Raw genomic sequence first — 18465 nt, 5'->3', positions numbered from 1 at the left:
AGTTTTACATTTCTATTCATTTTTTTATTCCGAAACTAGGGTAACCCTGAATATGGTACCTTGGTCCACCGCACTTTCCACTTCAATTTTTCCGTCCATAGCTTCAATTTGGTTTTTAGTAATGAACAATCCTATGCCCTTCGCTTCTTCGTGTTCATGAAAGGTTTTGTACATCCCAAAAAGTTTTTCCCCATGCCTTTCAAGATTTATTCCCAATCCATTATCCTTAAAATCCAAGATTACGGTCTTTCCTTTTTTCTTTGATGAAATTGTAATTTTTGGTTGCCTTTCAGGGCTGCTGTATTTTATACTATTCGTGAAAAGGTTTAAGAATATACTGTCTAGATAGGCTGGTACGGCCTTTACGTTGTAGGTTGGGTCGATCTTAATGTCACATTCAACATTTTTTTCACTTAGTAGAGCAGTGATATTTTTTTCTACATTTTTAATGGTACTGCTTAAGTTTACCTCCTTCAATTGATCTTTTGCCCCGGTATTTATTTGAACAACATCATTTAAATGGGCAACTGTCTCACTCAGGCTTTCTGAAGCATCTTTTATCATTTTTTCAATGACTTTTCTTTCATTTTCCTCTTCCTCATGAATAAGATAATTGGACAACATAGCTAGATTGGAAGAATGGGAACGCAGGTTATGGGAAACTATATGGGCAAAATTAAGTAAGCTGTTATTTTGATTTTTGGTTATTCCCAACAATTCCTCGGATTTCTTCTTGGATTCAATTTTACTGGAAATATCCATAACCTGTGAAATAAAATGCGAAAGATTTCCTTCTATATCCTTTACCGCTGTAACCGTTAATACGACATATACAATATGTCCTTCTTTGTGAATATACCGTTTCTCAATTTGGTAGCTATCGCCCTTGCCATCCAATAGTGGCTGTAAATGGTTTAAGTCATTGTCTATATCGTGTGGATGGGTAATATCCTGAAAAGTAAGTTTCAATAGTTCTTTTCGGGTGTATCCTAAACTAATACACAGACTGTCATTTACATCGATCCAAGAACCATCCTTGGCAACCAGGGCCATTCCCACGGCCGAAGATTCAAAAGATCCCTTGAAGGATTCCTTGCTTTTGTCCAATTTCAATTGCGTGTTTATCTGGTCTGTAATATCCCAGTTGGTCCCGATCATTTTTACTATTTTTCCAACTTCATTTTTGAATACCCCTGCATTGGCCCTTATATGTTTAATAGTACCATTGGGTTGAATTATTTTAAATTCCGTTTTAAAATCCATTATCCCTGCTAGTGCCATTTCCACTTCTTGCTGGCATCTCACCTTATCATCAGGATGCACGAAGGCTTTCCAAGTATCGTAAGCTCCAACGAAATCTTCACGTTTTACACCATATAGTTCGTACATCTCATTGTTCCATTCCAGAGTATCTGTAATAAAATCCATTTCCCAAATACCGATATTGGCAATTTCCGTGGCCATATCCAGTCTTTCCTTAATTTGGGCATTTTTTATTTCGGCATTCTTTTTCTTATCTATGTCCTGAAAAAGTCCATAGAGCCGGACACATTTGCCATTAACAAATTCTGGCATTCCTTTGGCCCTAATCCACAGTTCCCTGCCTTTTGCAGTTACAATCTGCAATTCAGTATCCCAAGCTTCTCCGTAATCTATGGCTTTTTGGATTAATCTGGTTATATTTTCCCTATGTTCCCCTTCCTTATAAAAATTTATTCCTGTTTCCAGAGAGGGGATATAGTCCATGGGAACTTCATGTATTTCTTTGGTAATATGTGACCAATGAATGGTATTGGTAATCATATCCAAATCCCAACCTCCCATTTTTGCCACGTTTTCGGCTGCAATCAAGAGCTCTTTAGTACGTTTAGCCTTGGTAATATTGTTGCTGGTAATTATTAATCCACCAATATTTCCGTCCTGCTGTTTCCATGGTTTAATATGCCATTTGTACCATTTGGTACTTCCATTACTTAGTATATGCCTATGTTCCTCTATTAATTTTTTGGTAATGTTACAACCATTTTCAAGGACTTGTCTTAATTCGGTAGGGGCATTGGGAACAATGTCGAAAAAAGACTTCCCCACTATATTTTCACGGGAAATTCCGAATTCCTGGGACCAATAGTGAGAGCAACTAATAAAACGCAGTTCGCAGTCCAAGACCGAAAGTGAAATTGGCGCTTCTTCAATAGATATTACAGGTGTTAGTGTTTCCAAGTGCTATACTTTTATCATTTTCATCATCATTAAAAAATAGGATTAACCTACAGGGTGTAAAGCAACAAATTACGGATGTAAAAAGCTAAAAATATAGTAAACAATAATTTTAATCTATAGTTTTGTTAATACTGAATCCATTGGACTATTATTGAATTCAACTTCACCATATATCCATAGCCAAAACCTCAACATTAATCTTGCATGCAGCATGTCCCGAGCTTCTAAAAATAGCAAAAAAGATTAACAATCTTCATAGCTGTACCCTCTTCAAACGATAAATAGTTCAAAAATACTGTTAAAGTGTTACAGTGATAAAGGAGGATAACAATTTGTTCCAAAATTGGCACGGTAAAACAGGAATTGTATTCTACCCCTGACTAGGAAAGGGGCAATTTATCCGTTGTCAATAATATTGATAATTCATGGCCTTATCACGCAATGCAGGGATAAATGTCATAGTCAGCCACTATCTGGCAAATCTTCCGTAAAAAGTAATTTTATATTCGAAACAGCGATTTCGATTGGTTGGGATGGCTGATTTTTTTATACATTTAACTAATGGAAATTAACTATGAACGAATTCTTCTTTAACGAAATTAGAAATGGGAACTTTGATGAGGTGAGTGCCATGTTGAAGAAGAATCCCATTCTGCTGGACAGCAAGGATCAAAGGGGGTCTACGCCACTAATTTTATCTACCTATTACGACCAGGAGGAAATTACCGATCTTCTATTGGATAGTGGGGCCAAAATTAATGCTAAAGATGCCACTGGCAATACGGCTTTGATGGGCGTTTGTTTTAAGGGTTATACGGATGTGGCCAAAAAATTAATAGATAGGGGGGCCAATGTAAATGAACGCAATACTATGGGAGCTACCTGTCTTATCTATGCCGCAACATTTAATAGGGAAGAAATTGCAAAAATGCTTTTAGACAAAGGTGCAGATGCCACCATGAAAGATGTACGTGGTCTTACAGCGTTGGATCATGCAAAAGAACAAGGGGCGCCATCATTAATTGCTTTGTTGGAAAAGGCCTAAAATGGATTCATGGATGTACGGGAGCAGTGCGCGCTTGTTAAATGAATTAAAGAATTGGTCCAAAATGTCAACTTAGAATAATCCGTAAGCATATTTTGATTAGGGCAATAGGAAATTCAAATGGAACTGAAAGTAGCAATTATTCAATCTTCCCTGGTTTGGGAAAACCCAGAAAGGAACAGGGAAATCTTTTCGAATAAATTAGATTCTATTACCTCTGATGTCGATTTGATCGTCCTCCCGGAAATGTTCACCACAGCCTTTACAATGGACCCTCAAAATATAGCAAAGGAAGAAGGGGATAAAACGGTTAAGTGGATGCAAAAGGAAGCAGAGAAAAAAAATGTTGCCTTAACCGGCAGCATAGTCTTTTTTGCTGATGGTCATTATTATAACAGACTTTGGTTTGTGGAGCCCAATGGAAAATTGAGTCATTATGACAAGAGACATACCTTTACGCTCGCTGGTGAGGATAAAATTTATAATAGAGGGGAAGAAAGGATTATAATTGACTATAAAGGATTTAGGATCTGTCCCCTTATTTGTTACGATCTCCGCTTTCCTGTATGGGCTAGGAATACAGAGAATTACGATGTTCTGATTTATGTGGCCAATTGGCCAACACCAAGAATAAATGCTTGGGACGCGCTTTTAAAGGCTAGGGCAATTGAAAATATGGCTTACGTAATCGGTGTAAATAGGACGGGGGTTGATAATACCGGACATAATTATCCTGGCCATTCCACTGTAATTGATGTTTTGGGCGACCTGGTCGTTTTTTCGGAGGAGGAAACGGTACTTTATGCCACAATAAATAAAAAACATATTTCCGAAGCCAGGGAAAAATTAAAGTTTTTGGAGGATCGCGACCATTTTAGTTTGAGAGGGTAAAGGTTTGTTCCAATTCCCAGTTGGCCCTTACCTCCAAGATATTAGGGTAGTAGATCACTCTTTCTGGCTGTAGTTGTTGAAGATAGTTTCCTGTGTCCCATTTTTGGTTGCCATTGCTGTCGAATATTACTCGAATCAGATACTTTGCTGGGTCAATATTGCTGAATTCGAAGGTTTGGGGCTCGGTAGCGAACATTTCTTTTTTTGTTTTCCCTTTCTCATCCGTTAATTGAACTATTAAAGGATAAGTAACTGTGCCATCCAAAGTAAGTCTCAAATTTCCGAAATCTGCATAGCTTTTGGTGGAGAGTTTGTAGGATAGGGTATCGTTTTCGGTGCCAAAAAAATCCATTATCGCCCCTGGGAGAAGTTCCAGAGCGTAATTTTCATTGGGCTCGACTTCAAAATCAAAATCAATTTTGTTACCTAAGGAATCCAGTTTCAAAGCAAATTCCACTTGGGAAGAATCTTTTCGAAACATGCTTATTTTTGAACTGTCCAGACTTGAGATAGGAGTATTGGCGCCAATATAAAAAGGTCTTCCAAATTCTAGGGATCCTCTTTGGTTGGCTTGTAATATTAGGGTGTCCATGGATACCTTTTTTGTTTTTACGGTAAAGGTATCTATAAGCTTTTCCTTATCATTGGCCACTGTAAAAACTAGTGAATCCACATTAAAGGGAGTAAACCAATAGTTAAGTGTGTCTTTGTCCCGCTCCTTGGTGATTTTGGTTTTAACCGTATCCGGTATTACACTTAAAGGGGAGATTAAGATTTCCTTGGCATTGCCCTGATATCCAAAAATAATTTTGTTTTTAGCGGCAAAATTCGGGACAGAAATACTGTAATCCGGCATTTCCTTGAACATTGTAAGTAGATAAATAGAATCGGTAGGTAGATTAATAGTGTCTTTTAAGAAGGCAATTTTATCGACCTTTTGATTAAAGATGTTGTTTTTGGCCTCATCCTTGACCCCGAAAATCGCATATTTTCCTTCCTTAAGATTTTTTAGGTGAAAAATAGGAGTACTGTCCAAGGTATTGGTAATGTAATTAGGCGGTTGCCTATAGATAGTGGAGTCGGTATAAGTGCTATCTAATTCGTAGAGCATAATACTTATAAAAGTATCGGCATCCTTGTTAAAGGCATCCTTTACTACCCCAGAGACGGTAAGGGAATCTATATAATCCCCCGTAGAAAAAACATAAGTCAAATTTCGATTGGGGTTGCCTTCATTATTGTCAATTATACTTTGGCCAAAATTGAAAGTGTAGGTTGTATTTTCTTTTAGGGTATCCTTAAGGGTGATCTCCACATATTTATTGGCCGATCCCTGGGGAGTGATCACGGGGGTGTATTTCAAAGGCGGAGAAACTATGAGCTGCTTTTCAATATCCTTAAGTTTAACATACTCGTCAAAATATAATCGAATTTTATTGGCCTTAAAGTTTATGGACATATTCTTTGGCTCTGCCCTTATTAACTTGGGCGGGGTAACATCCTTATCGCCTCCTGTGGGCGTACCTCTACGCGCACATTGGACGAGGGCCGAGACCGTTAATAGCAAAAATAAAAACCCTAAAATGCGTTGAATCATAGCAGTCATGAAAATGTTCAACAAAGTAACAACTAATTTGTAGAATTGTAAAATTAAGGAACCACGGCCATGGAGGCAATATAAATATTTATTCCCTTCGTTTTGGATAATGCAGTGGCACAGGCTTCCATGGTTGCCCCTGTGGTAATAACATCGTCTATTAATAGAATATTCTTATTGCTGAATATTTCTTGATCGCTTAGAACGTACAGTGCTTGTTTGTTTTGCCACCTCAGTATTCTGGACTTTTTGGTCTGCGTCCTGGTATTGGCAGTTTTAATTAGTACGTGGTCTATGTATTGGGCATCAATATGCGCTGCGATCTGTTTGGCAAATAGTGCTACTTGGTTGTAGCCTCTTTTTCTTAATTTTTTTCGATGTAGGGGAACGGGGACTACGAAATCAATTTGGTTCAGGAAATTGTTTTCCTTCAAAATATGGCCATACCAATCCCCTAAAAAAGACCCTATTTGTTCTTGATTTTTGTATTTTAAATAGTGGATAATACTCTTTACGATTCCTTTTTCGGTAAAAAACAGGAAAGCACTGGCCTTGATTATGTTAATTCTTCCGTAAAAAATACGGTCAACAGGGTTTTCTGCGTTAAATGTATATTCGGTGAGTGGTAATTGATTCCGACAAACGGTACAAACATGTTCTTCTCCTCTATATAATGGGGCATTACATCCAAAACATAGCCTTGGCACGAGGATCGTGTTGATATCGTTTAGTATATTTGAAATCTTGGAATACACAAATCTTGATTACTATTAACCTACTTAATACGCATGCTTTTAGATGGATACTGAAGATAACAAATTTAATTATAAGATAATACTTGCCGCTTTGGCAGCTATTATATTAGGTATTCTCATTGCCTTCTATTATAGTTATGCCCAATCCAAAAGTCGTATTAGTTTTTTGGAGCAGGAGAAAGAATTGTTGGTTAAGGACCTTACCTTGATGAAATCTGATGTGGATCGACTTTCAGCCCTTAATGAGGTCAATGAAATTGAATTGCAAGATTCCAAATATAGGGTGCAACAATTGTTGGATTCTGTTGGCCGTTTGAATTTCACGGTTGAAAAATTGAAGGAATATAAAACCGAACTTAGAAAACTTGAGGCCAAAAATGATAGCCTTAAGCTCAAGAACAATTTCCTAAAATATAACAACATGCTCCTTGGCAACAAATATGAGGAAACCAGGAAGATGATCGAAGACCTTAGGGGAAAGAGCAGTTCATTGGCAGAAGCCGAGGCTTTGCTAAGAAGGAAGAACAGGGAACTTAGTCAAGAACTTAAGACCAAAAGCTATCTTAAATTGGAAAATTCCGAAGGTAGTGGATTTCGATTTCGATCAGGAAAACATATTAAGACTAATAAGGCCAATATCATATCCAAACTAAGAGGTTGTGTTACCATTATGGGGAATCCCAATTCCAAAAATGAAGAACGGGTAATTTACTTTCAGTTCTTGGGACCTAATATGGGGGTGATCGAGGATAACGCCAATACTATTTCCGTAAATGGCAATGTTTATAGCAAACGTGTAGAACTAGTTTTTATGGGTCAGGAATTTAGTGTTTGCGATGCCATTTCAGTACCTGAGGGATCTTTGGGTGAAGGAACTTACACCCTTAATGTTTTCGAGAATGAAAAATTATTGGCGACTTCGGAATTTCAATTAAAATAAATCTCCACCTTTTCTACTATTATTATATTTTTGCCAAATGGTGAAACAAGAAGACGATTTTAAAAAAGTAATCTCGCATGCAAAGGAGTATGGATACGTTTTCCAATCCAGCGAAATTTACGACGGACTTAGTGCCGTATACGATTATGCCCAAAACGGTGCTGAGTTAAAAAAGAACATCCGTGAATATTGGTGGAAAGCCATGGTTCAGATGAACGATAATATTGTAGGGCTGGATTCGGCAATACTTATGCACCCTACCGTATGGAAGGCCTCGGGACACGTAGATGCTTTTAATGATCCATTGATCGATAATAAAGATTCCAAAAAAAGATATCGTGCAGATGTTTTGGTGGAGGACTATACTGCTAAAATTGAAGCTAAAATAGACAAGGAAGTTGCCAAGGCCCATAAGCGATTTGGTGATTCTTTCGATAAAAAGCAATTTTTGGAAACCAATCCAAGGGTGGTAGGTTACCAAGAACAGATAACGACCATTTTAAAGCGATTGGGAAAATCCTTGGAGAAAGAGGATTTGGTAGATGTGAAAAACTTGATAGAGGAATTGGAAATAGCCTGTCCTGTATCCGGATCAAGAAATTGGACCGATGTCAAGCAATTTAATTTAATGTTCGGCACCAAATTGGGTGCCTCTGCCGATAGCGCAATGAATCTATATCTTAGGCCCGAAACTGCCCAGGGTATTTTTGTTAATTTCCTGAATGTCCAAAAGACCGGAAGAATGAAAATTCCATTTGGTATAGCACAGGTTGGTAAGGCTTTCAGGAACGAGATTGTTGCAAGGCAGTTTATATTTCGTCAAAGGGAGTTTGAACAAATGGAAATGCAATTTTTTATTCGTCCTGGCTCGCAAAAGGAATGGTATGAAACCTGGAAGGAAAAAAGGATGGCCTGGCATTTGTCTTTAGGGTTAGGTGCGGAAAACTACAGATTCCACGACCATGAGAAATTGGCACATTACGCCGATGCCGCCGCCGATATAGAATTTAAATTCCCTTTTGGATTTAAGGAGTTGGAAGGGATACATTCTAGAACTGATTTTGACCTTGGTAGCCACGAAAAGTTCTCTGGTAAAAAATTACAATATTTTGATCCTGAACTTAATGAAAGCTATGTGCCCTATGTGGTTGAAACTTCTATAGGTTTGGATCGTATGTTCTTGGCTGTATTTTCAAACTCTTTGGTAGAAGAGGAATTGGAAAATAATACCACTAGAACAGTTCTTAAATTGCCTGCGGTTCTAGCTCCTAATAAGGCAGCAGTTTTTCCATTGGTGAAGAAGGACGGTTTACCGGAATTGGCCCAAGAAATTATAGATGATCTTAAGTGGGATTTTAATGTTGTATATGATGAAAAGGATGCTGTAGGACGACGTTACAGAAGGCAAGATGCCAATGGCACCCCGTTTTGCATTACCGTGGACCACCAATCCCTAGAGGATAATACGGTTACCATACGTCATAGGGATACAATGGAACAACAACGTGTTGCAATCGCCGATGTAAAGTCAATTATCCATAAGGAAGTGGACATGAAAACTTGGCTACAGCGAATGCTCTAATTTTGAAATTAAAGAAAATATTAAAGGTCCAAAAAGTGGCTTTACTTACTAAAGTAAAGCCACTTTTTGGACCTTAATTATTTACAATGAATACCCTAGCCTCAAGCTTCCATAGAAATTCCTGCCGTTTCCAGGATAGTAGTACCTAGGCTCGGCGCCTCCAAATCCTGTTGCGTTTATCAGTACGGACTGGGCATAATTGACATCAATGATATTGTTTATACCAACAGCTACATCCAAAGACAGCCTTTTGCCCAATTTATTTTTGTACCCTAGCTTACTGTTCAAAACATTATACGCATCACTATATAGGCTATTGTCATCCCTTAGAGGAATTTCCCCCACATATTGATGGGTGGCATTCCAATAAAATTGGTTGTTCAACTGCGCCTGGAAACCAGAATTTAATCTGTGTTCGGGTACTCCGGTCAGAGGGTTTCCTGAATAGTCCTTGTCCTCGTCTACGAAGGTTACAAAACTATGATCGTTATAGGTATAGCTGATAAAAGGCGCTATTTTGAAATTTGGGGCTATATCCCAACGGTATTCCGCCTCCAATTCCACCCCTTGGTGTTTGGTCTTTCCTGCGTTTTTACCAACATATTGGTTTTCCCCTATTCGTTCGGCAACCAATAAATTTTTGATATCCATTCTATACAGGGCGAAGATGAGGTTTAATTTGTTGTCTAGAAAGAATAATTTAGAGCCAATTTCATAGTTAATCCCGGTTTCCTGGGCAATATCCGGGTTTATAACCCCGTCGGGGGTTAAGGTTTCCTCTAGGGTAGGATTGGAAAACCCACGGCTAATATTGGCATAAAGAGTATTTCCCTTTGGAAAGCTGTAGTTAAGGTTAAGGCTTGGCAAAAGGATGGGGTCAAAATCCCTTTCGGCACTTTTATTGTCATCTACAGTATTAAATTGATCTCTAAAATCATAATATGTTTTGTTGAGATTAAGTCCCAATTGGGCAGAAAAGGCATCGCTCATCGGGATTAGAACACTGCCAAAGGCGTTGAATTGCCGTCTATACTCTTTGTTTTTGGCAAATTGATCCCCTTGTAGGCTCCCTTCACCATTGTTTTCCTGATATAAATTCTCAAACTTGTCCCAATTGTATTCGTCCTTGTACATTTCTGCCCCAAAATTGTAATCCAAGGCCGAATCGTTTAGAGAGAATTGGCCCATAAATTTGGTTCTAAATCCAAAGCCGTGGGTATACTCGTCCAAAATTTCAAAGGGAGCAGGCTCGTAATGATCTAAATAAGTGTAGAATATACTGCTCGAATTTTTAAATCGATCACTAAAGGAATGCTTTATTGAAAGACCCGTAAGGGTATAGTTGTTGTCCTCATAGCCTTTTGCTGATTTCCATGTATAAGCGGCCTGTTTGGGGTCTTCCTTAAAATCGGTTTCGCTTATAGAGCTTGCTATCTGTGCAATATAATCCACATGGTTGATGAGCAGGCCAATATTGGTCTTTGGGGTAAGCTGGTAATCCATATCCAATAAAATCCCATCCCGTTTAAACCGACTGTTTTCCCTGTATCCGTCTACCTCTAAATACCCATGCTGAAAATTTACGGATAGTTTGTCCTTACTATGGCTAAAAACAAAATTGTTTTTTAATAGCCCGTAGGAGCCAAAAGTAAAATTATTTCTAAAATAAGTGGATTCTTCCATGGGTTGTTTGGAGCTCAGTAAAATTGCCCCACCTAAATTAGTGCCATTGCTAGTGGCTTTTGGGCCTTTTATTACCTCCACAGAGCTAAGGTTTTCCAAATCGTACGCTTCAATTGTAGAAAATCCGGAACCATTGGTAATCGGAATGTCATTGTAGTAGAGGCGTATTTTGTCCGTTCCATAAAGTGTTCTGGCTCCGACCCCTCTAATGGTGATTCTGTTGGTATTTAGTGCTCCGGACAGGATATATACCCCTGAGATTTGATTAATAGCCGAAACCATGTCAACGGGACTATAGTTTTGAAATGCTTTGGTGCCAATAATATTGGTAGCTATAATGCCATTGTCCGTAGCGGATTGAAGGGAATCCAAAAGGATTACTTCGTCCAGTTCCGTGATGCTATCCTTTTGGACGGGCTCTTGGGCATGGGATATGAATAGAAAATTTAATAAAAATAGAAGATGTAAGGAGGATTTCATTTAAAAAAAGATAAGCTTCAAAACTAAGGATTATTATCTAAAAGTTAAGGATTATCGTCTAATTTTCTTCTCGTGAAATGAAATGGGCCCATAGTTCGGACACTTAAAAAAAAATATAAATATCAACTATATCGTTCCGCCTTTTTGGTTACAAAAAACAATTCCTATTTTTAGCCTGATTTTAACAAAGATTTGGTTGAATAAAACACTAGATACTCCCTATTATTGGCAAAATTGGATGAGTATAAAATATATTTAAATGAAAATTGTTTCTTATAATGTAAATGGAATTAGAGCTGCGGTGAGCAAAGGGTTTTTGGATTGGTTGAAAAGTGTAGATCCGGATGTGGTCTGTTTGCAGGAGATCAAGGCGAATCAAGATCAATTGGATCTCCAAGGTTTTGAGGCTTTGGGTTACCACTATCACTACTGGTATAGTGCGCAAAAGAAAGGCTATAGTGGTGTGGCGATACTTGCCAAAACCGAACCCGATCATGTGGAATTTGGTACTGGAATAGAATATATGGATTTTGAGGGTCGAAATATTAGGGCAGATTTTAATGGGGTCTCAGTTATGAGCCTTTACCTGCCTTCGGGTACCAATATTGCCCGCTTGGATCATAAATTACAGTATATGGCGGATTTTCAGGATTATGTTGATATGTTGAAAAAGGAGAAGCCGAACCTTGTAATTTGTGGGGATTACAATATATGTCATGAAGCAATAGACATTCACGACCCGGTTAGAAACAAAAATGTTTCCGGGTTTTTACCTGTGGAAAGGGAGTGGATCGGTGATTTTTTGGATAGTGGATTTATTGATAGTTTCAGGCATTTTAACAAGGAACCGGACAATTACACCTGGTGGAGTTATAGGGCAAACTCCCGCGCCAATAATAAGGGATGGCGACTGGATTATGGACTAGTTAGTAGTCCATTATTGAGTAGGTTGAAGCGTTCCATAATTTTATCCAAGGCAGTTCACAGCGATCATTGTCCCATTCTTGTAGAGTTGGATTAGATCTACATCGCATTTATAAAATTAAATTGAAAATATTAAGTTATTGTACGAAATGAAATATACCAATCTCCCCCACACCGATATTGAAGTTAGTAAAATATGCCTTGGCACCATGACCTGGGGTCGGCAAAATTTAGAAGAGGAAGGTCACCAGCAAATGGATTATGCCCTTGAACAGGGGATTAATTTTTTTGACACAGCGGAATTGTATCCCATTCCTGCCACAAAGGAACGTTATGCGGACACCGAAAGAATTATTGGCAATTGGTTTAAAAAGAAAAGAAACCGCGATAAGGTAATTTTGGCTTCAAAAATCGCTGGAAAGGCGGAAATGACCAAATTTATTAGGACTACGGGGATAAATCGCGAATCTATAAAATCGGCCGTTGAAGGAAGCCTCAACCGCTTGCAGACAGATTACTTAGATCTGTATCAGTTGCACTGGCCTGACCGTACAACCAATTATTTTGGAAAAAGGGGGTACAAGCATAGTATTAGTGATCATTGGGAGGACAATATCCATCAGATTTTGGAAACATTAAGAGACCTTGTCCGAGAGGGGAAAATTAGACATGTGGGCATATCCAATGAAACTCCTTGGGGAGCCATGAGGTATTTGGAGGAAAGCAAGGTGCATGCCAGTTTGCCAAGAATGATTACCATACAGAATCCTTATAGCCTTTTAAACCGTCTTTTTGAAGTTGGTTTGGCCGAAATTTGTCATAGAGAAAATTTAGGCTTATTGGCTTATTCGCCTTTGGGCTTTGGTACGTTGAGCGGCAAGTATTTGGGAGATAGGAAACCTGAGAATTCCAGGATTGCCCTTTTTCCAAATTATAATAGGTACAGTAGTGATACCGCCGTTAAGGCAACCCAAAAATATTTTGAATTGGCACAGGCAAACGATTTGTCGTTGGCGCAAATGGCACTTGCCTTTGTGAATTCAAGACCATTTCTAACGTCTAATATAATTGGCGCCACCACTATGGATCAGTTAAAGGAAAATATTGGGAGTATAGATGTGGAACTGAGCGAGGAGGTACTAAAGGGTATTGAGGCGATACATAATGAAATTCCTAATCCAGCTCCTTGAGGATATGATAGCGATGAATTTTTTAAAAGTAGGTTTTTGGCAACTCGGCTTAATTGTAGTGGTTGTGGTACTGATGATGGTTCTGGCAAGGATGTTTAATTCAAAAAAATAGCGAACAAATAATAAGGGTTAAGAGAACAGGCTATTGGCAACATCCTCGATCCTTGCCGCCAATTGAATTCGGATTTGGGTGTTTTTTAATGTTATCTTGTTGTTTTTGGAAACATAGATAGTGCTGAAACCCAACTTTTGAGCTTCCAAGATGCGCTGATCTATTCTTTGTACAGGCCTTATTTCACCTGCCAGGCCTACTTCGGCCGCAAAACACACCCCTTTTTCTATGGGAATGTCCTCGTTGCTAGAGAGTATCGCCGCAATTACTGCCAGATCAATAGCCGGGTCATCCACCGATATACCACCGGTGATATTGAGAAATACATCCTTTGCTGCCAATTTAAATCCGGCTCTTTTTTCCAGGACCGCAAGAAGCATATTTAATCGCTTTGCATTATAACCCGTTGAGGAGCGTTGTGGTGTGCCATATACTGCTGTGCTTACCAAGGCCTGAATTTCAATCATTAGTGGACGCATGCCCTCCACAGTGGAGGCGATGGACGTACCGCTTAATCCTTCGTCGTTCTTGGAAATCAAAATTTCGGACGGATTGTTTACTTCTCGCAAACCACTGCCCTGCATTTCGTATATACCCAATTCTGAAGTAGATCCAAATCTGTTTTTAAGGGACCTGAGGATACGGTATACATAATTTCTATCGCCTTCAAATTGCAATACGGTATCTACCATATGCTCCAATATTTTTGGTCCGGCAATGGTGCCATCCTTTGTAATGTGCCCAATTAGGATAACCGGAGTGTTGGTTTCCTTGGCAAATTTTATGAGTTCTGCGGTGCATTCCTTAATTTGGGAAATACTGCCTGCTGTAGATTCAATATAATCGGTATGAAGGGTCTGTATAGAATCTATGACTACTATGTCGGGTTCCGTGGCCTCGATTTGACGAAAAATATTTTGTGTTTTGGTCTCGGTAAGGATAAAACAAGTTTCACTATTGGGATGGATGCGATCCGCCCGCATTTTAATTTGTTTTTGACTCTCCTCCCCTGATACGTATAAGGTCTTATACGGAAGTTTAAGCGCTATTTGTAACATTAAGGTACTTTTTCCCACTCCCGGCTCCCCTCCCAAAAGGGTTAGAGATCCAGGGACCAACCCACCGCCAAGAACTCTATTGAATTCCAGATCAAAGGTATTGAGCCTAATTTCTTTGTCGGTACTTATTTCGTTGACCCTTAATGGCTTTGCAACTTTTGTTGAGGGTTGGGAAGAGCTTTTCCATGATACTTTTTCCTCTTTCTGAATAACTTCTTCCACTATGGTATTCCATTCCTTGCAGGAACCACATTGTCCTACCCACTTGGCATATTGGGTTCCGCAGTTCTGACAAAAAAATGCCGTTTTCGTTTTGGCCATTATCTACTTTAAGCTTTGTGCTAAGGTAGTAAGAAGTTTGAAAAATAATGTGGGATTTATAGTCTTAGATAAAAATGATACGAACAGCAGTTTGCAATATTCGATGGGGATGGTAATTATTTGCTCTCCGATGATTTTTAAACTTATTATGGCTCAGAAAAATCATGTTTAGACTTTCCTTTTAATGCAGTTGCGCTTCCTTAGTATCCAAAATCGGCCTTAAGTGCATCAATTTTTTCCAAAGCCATCTCTTTGGTGAGGAAATCTATTTCTTCCATACCAAAAGCTTTTTCAAATGTCCTGAGCGCTTTTTTGGGTTCACCCAATTGTTCGTAATATTCGCCTTCAAAATAAAAACCCAACATGGTATTGGGATACTCTTTTTTACAAAGGTCCGATAAGGGCTTCAGGGATTCAAAATCTTCCTTTTTTCTAGAGGCTGCATAAATGGCCATAATATCGTTGAGACTTGTTGTTTTTTTAAAGCCAAATAGTTTTTCAATGGAGGTTTGTTTGTCCTCTAAATATGTAAATACAGGTCCAACTTGGGTTAAGATCTTTTCTCTGTACTCTTTTGGGCTTATAGGTTTGAACATACCAAAGATATTATCAAAGGCTTTCCCTATTCCGTATGTAGCTACTGAAATATGGTCCGCATTCTCGTATTTATCAAAGAAATAGTGCAAATTATCACTGTCCATCCCTTTTAGATTTTGATCCAGTGTCAATACTCTATTACTATTTTCACTTCTTTCGCCTTCCAAAATCAATTGATAGAATATTTTCTTATTCATGACCGATAGTCTTGAAGGTATCCTTGTTTCCATTTCAGGCGCCAATAAGGGTGAAATGCTTATATAGGCATTGAAGAGGGATTCGTCCTTAAATAGATAAAAATTTCCAAAATTAGCGGTAATATCATACCCCACGAACATTTTAAAAGGAGCTGTGCTGAATTTGGTTTCCAAATAAGGGATGAGTTCCATTCCCAAAAATTCGAAAAATAATTTTCCCTTTTCTGTGGGGAGACCACTATCTGGCTCAAAGCCACAATCTTCATTCCTTAAATTATTTTTGGATTGTTCCACGCCAACAATAATTGCTTCCGGCATGCCGTGAAAATTACTGTAAAATTTAGCGTTGGCAACCACTTGTTCAAATAGGTATTCTCCATCCAATACAAGGATTACCGGATATTTTTTATCTGGAGTATAGCTTTCAGGGAAGTAGTATTGCACATCCCGGCGCTCTTGTAATTTAAAGGATTCGAATATTTCTTTTTTTACCTGTGCTGTGCTGCCAAGGCAAATGAACAATGCCAATAAAGTAATAAAACGTTGCATAGAATGGTATTTGGGTAATAGAAGACTATTTGTTTCTGTTCCATAACGGTAAAATCAGAAAAGATATTGCGCCAAATACCACTACCATTAAAGTTTGTGAAATCCACATAATCCAACCAAAAGCATCACCTGACACTTTACTGATGCCAAAAATTGCCAATGCACTGCTCACGGCAATGGGATAAATGCCTATTCCCCCATTGGTGGCGGACATGGCAAAGGCTCCGGCAACAAAGGCGACCAATAATTGGCTCACACTAAGGTCCATGGTTTCCGAAACCGTATATTTTATTACCCAGAACATTGCAATATAGGCTAGCCATATAAAGAGGGTATGAAAAACAAAACTCCATTTATTCTTCATTTTAAAGATACTTAGGATGCCATCCAAAAGACCTTTTAGAAATGTTTTTAGTTTTGTGGCCAATTTCGATTTCGATTTTTTCACCACATACATCATTAAGGCAATGCCTAAGATTGCTGAACCCAGAAGTACGGATAGCAACACGAGATTAAACCCTTTTTGCTCCAGGAAACCCCAAATAATTTCAGTTTGTAAAAACAGGGCTATGCCAACAATGAGGAATAGCATAACCAGGTCTATGACCCTCTCCGTAACTATGGTTCCAAACCCTTTTTCGAAAGGTACATGCTCGTAAGTGGCCAAGGCCGTGGCTCTTAGTATTTCGCCGGACCTTGGTATGCCCAAGTTTGTAAAATAGGCCGTTAATATGATCAATATATTGTTGAACAATTTTGGTTTGTAGCCCAGAGGTTCCAATAAATAGTTCCATCTTATAGCCCGGGAAAGGTGGGTAAGGATACCTAAAAAAACGGATATGCCGACCCAAAATAGATCGGCATTTTTTATGTAATGTATTATTTCCAATCTATCCTCTTCGGAGGTAATGTAATAGGAATACCAAACTAAAAAAATACCCAGTAAAATAGGGAGAAATGTCTTTAAGGAATTCTTTATGGTAGACTTCAAAACTAGGTTAAAAGATTGGTTTCCTCATTGGGGAAAACCAAGGAAGGGTTGAATTTCTTGGCCAATTCAATATCCATTGTGGCATATGTAATTAAAATCAGAACATCGCCAACGGCTACTTTTCTTGCGGCGGCACCATTCAGGGTTACCTCACCACTACCTCTGGTTCCCGGAATTGCATAGGTTTCCAGTCTTTCGCCATTGTCATTATTTACAATTTGCACCTTTTCACCTCTAATAATATTGGCCGCATCCATCAAATCTTCATCGATGGTAATACTGCCTATGTAGTTGAGGTCAGCACCCGTCACTTTTACGCGGTGTATTTTAGATTTTACAACTTCTATTTGCATGGGACAAAGTTAATCATTTATGCCAATTGGATTTCCAATTTTATTTTGGCGATATTATGGTATAAGATTTAATAATTAAAGGGCAATGTTATCTATAAGCCTCACATCTCCGGCATAAACGGCGATAAAGGCCCTATATTTTAAATTTCTATTTTTTCTTATTACAGGCTTCAATTGATTTATGTCTGCAATTTTCACATATTCCAGTTTTAAGTTCGGATGGGTCTCAAATTGCTTTTTAACCCATTCCACTACAAAATTAGCACTTTTCGTGCCAAATTTTTGTTTGGCAGCTTGGAGCGTCTCGTAGATATAAGCGGCCTCTTTTCTTAGTTCTTTGGATAATCGTTCGTTTCTGGAACTCATGGCGAGACCGTTGGCTTCACGGACTATGGGGCAACCTATTATTTCTATAGGTAAATCAGTAATTTTTACGAGTTTTCTGATAATCTGGAGTTGTTGAAAATCCTTTTCCCCAAAGTACGCCCTGGTAGGTGTTATCAAGCTCAGTAATTTTTCAACAATGGTACCTACACCATCAAAATGTCCCTCTCTGAATTCACCTTCCATAACATTATCCAGTCCTCCAAAATCGTATGTTTTGGAGGTAATCCCTCCAGAATACATTTCCGAGGCAGAGGGAGCAAAGACGACGATTTTATCAGAAGCGGTTTTTAAAAGGGAAATATCTGCATCCAAAGTGCTAGGGTACTTCTCTAGATCTTCCTTATTATTAAATTGGGTGGGGTTTACAAAAATGCTTACCAGGGTGATGTCATTTTCCCCAATCGATCTTTTAACCAAGGACATATGTCCCAAATGCAAAGCCCCCATGGTTGGGATCAAACCTATAGTTTTGGTTTTCGCCTGGGATAATAGATAGGATTTAATCTCCTTTTTCGTGTTAATCAACTGCATGCGTTTTACTTAAAAGAGAGCAAACTTACTATAATTACTGCTAATCTGTATAATTTTTGTAA

The 18465-nt window shown here is 38.5% G+C and carries 15 protein-coding genes; 6 read left to right on the top strand and 9 right to left on the bottom strand.

The annotated features are described in order from the left end of the window. Window positions 1-24 precede the first annotated feature (24 nt). Window positions 25-2220 (bottom strand): PAS domain-containing sensor histidine kinase, encoded by a 2196-nt coding sequence (locus tag MWU78_RS17545; protein WP_247000136.1) that lies wholly within the window; start codon window positions 2218-2220, stop codon window positions 25-27. A gap of 574 nt (window positions 2221-2794) precedes the next feature. Between MWU78_RS17545 and MWU78_RS17540 the strand changes: the two genes are divergently transcribed. Next, window positions 2795-3265, top strand: a complete 471-nt coding sequence (locus MWU78_RS17540; protein ID WP_247000126.1) for an ankyrin repeat domain-containing protein — start codon at window positions 2795-2797, stop codon at window positions 3263-3265. A 114-nt stretch (window positions 3266-3379) separates the two neighbouring features. Continuing rightward, complete coding sequence (locus MWU78_RS17535; RefSeq protein WP_247000253.1) at window positions 3380-4156, top strand: amidohydrolase; 777 nt, start codon at window positions 3380-3382, stop codon at window positions 4154-4156. On the opposite strand, the gene MWU78_RS17530 is transcribed toward MWU78_RS17535, so the two are convergent. Together MWU78_RS17530 and MWU78_RS17525 are read right to left on the bottom strand one after the other, a co-directional pair. Continuing rightward, window positions 4140-5777, bottom strand: a complete 1638-nt coding sequence (locus MWU78_RS17530) for an Ig-like domain-containing protein (RefSeq protein WP_348647103.1) — start codon at window positions 5775-5777, stop codon at window positions 4140-4142. The two genes, MWU78_RS17535 and MWU78_RS17530, sit on opposite strands and share 17 nt — an antisense overlap. A 29-nt stretch (window positions 5778-5806) precedes the next feature. Then, a complete protein-coding gene (locus MWU78_RS17525; RefSeq protein WP_247000124.1) occupies window positions 5807-6460 on the bottom strand; it encodes a ComF family protein in 654 nt (217 codons plus the stop codon). 91 nt (window positions 6461-6551) lie between these two features. Between MWU78_RS17525 and MWU78_RS17520 the strand changes: the two genes are divergently transcribed. Together MWU78_RS17520 and MWU78_RS17515 are read left to right on the top strand one after the other, a co-directional pair. Then, complete coding sequence (locus MWU78_RS17520; RefSeq protein ID WP_247000122.1) at window positions 6552-7448, top strand: hypothetical protein; 897 nt, start codon at window positions 6552-6554, stop codon at window positions 7446-7448. 37 nt (window positions 7449-7485) lie between these two features. Beyond that, window positions 7486-9030: a glycine--tRNA ligase gene (locus MWU78_RS17515; protein ID WP_247000121.1), complete on the top strand. Its 1545-nt coding sequence runs from the start codon at window positions 7486-7488 to the stop codon at window positions 9028-9030. A gap of 81 nt (window positions 9031-9111) precedes the next feature. On the opposite strand, the gene MWU78_RS17510 is transcribed toward MWU78_RS17515, so the two are convergent. Beyond that, window positions 9112-11193, bottom strand: coding sequence for a TonB-dependent receptor (locus MWU78_RS17510; RefSeq protein ID WP_247000114.1), 2082 nt, complete (start codon window positions 11191-11193; stop codon window positions 9112-9114). Window positions 11194-11452: 259 nt separating this feature from the next. On the opposite strand from MWU78_RS17510, the gene MWU78_RS17505 reads away from it, so the two are divergent. Both MWU78_RS17505 and MWU78_RS17500 read left to right on the top strand, forming a co-directional pair. Further along, window positions 11453-12214 (top strand): exodeoxyribonuclease III, encoded by a 762-nt coding sequence (locus MWU78_RS17505; RefSeq protein WP_247000112.1) that lies wholly within the window; start codon window positions 11453-11455, stop codon window positions 12212-12214. 52 nt (window positions 12215-12266) lie between these two features. After that, a complete protein-coding gene (locus MWU78_RS17500) occupies window positions 12267-13307 on the top strand; it encodes an NADP(H)-dependent aldo-keto reductase (protein ID WP_247000110.1) in 1041 nt (346 codons plus the stop codon). 129 nt (window positions 13308-13436) lie between these two features. Here the strand turns inward: MWU78_RS17500 and radA are convergent, their stop codons facing one another. The 5 genes from radA to panC form a co-directional block, all read right to left on the bottom strand. Next, window positions 13437-14798: a DNA repair protein RadA gene (gene radA, locus MWU78_RS17495; RefSeq protein WP_247000108.1), complete on the bottom strand. Its 1362-nt coding sequence runs from the start codon at window positions 14796-14798 to the stop codon at window positions 13437-13439. A gap of 200 nt (window positions 14799-14998) precedes the next feature. Beyond that, the gene (locus tag MWU78_RS17490; protein WP_247000106.1) at window positions 14999-16141 is read right to left on the bottom strand and encodes an alpha/beta hydrolase-fold protein; all 1143 of its coding nucleotides are present in this window, start codon (window positions 16139-16141) and stop codon (window positions 14999-15001) included. A gap of 25 nt (window positions 16142-16166) precedes the next feature. Continuing rightward, window positions 16167-17132, bottom strand: a complete 966-nt coding sequence (locus MWU78_RS17485; RefSeq protein ID WP_247000105.1) for a lysylphosphatidylglycerol synthase transmembrane domain-containing protein — start codon at window positions 17130-17132, stop codon at window positions 16167-16169. Window positions 17133-17134: 2 nt separating this feature from the next. Then, a complete protein-coding gene (panD, locus tag MWU78_RS17480; protein WP_093977447.1) occupies window positions 17135-17485 on the bottom strand; it encodes an aspartate 1-decarboxylase in 351 nt (116 codons plus the stop codon). A 75-nt stretch (window positions 17486-17560) separates the two neighbouring features. Further along, window positions 17561-18403, bottom strand: a complete 843-nt coding sequence (gene panC / locus MWU78_RS17475) for a pantoate--beta-alanine ligase (RefSeq protein ID WP_247000104.1) — start codon at window positions 18401-18403, stop codon at window positions 17561-17563. Window positions 18404-18465: the final 62 nt, after the last annotated feature.

The organism is Arenibacter sp. F26102, from assembly GCF_023015865.1.
Taxonomy (GTDB): domain Bacteria; phylum Bacteroidota; class Bacteroidia; order Flavobacteriales; family Flavobacteriaceae; genus Arenibacter.
Note: the sequence above shows the minus strand (reverse complement) of the source record. Positions and strands in the feature narration are given on the sequence as shown.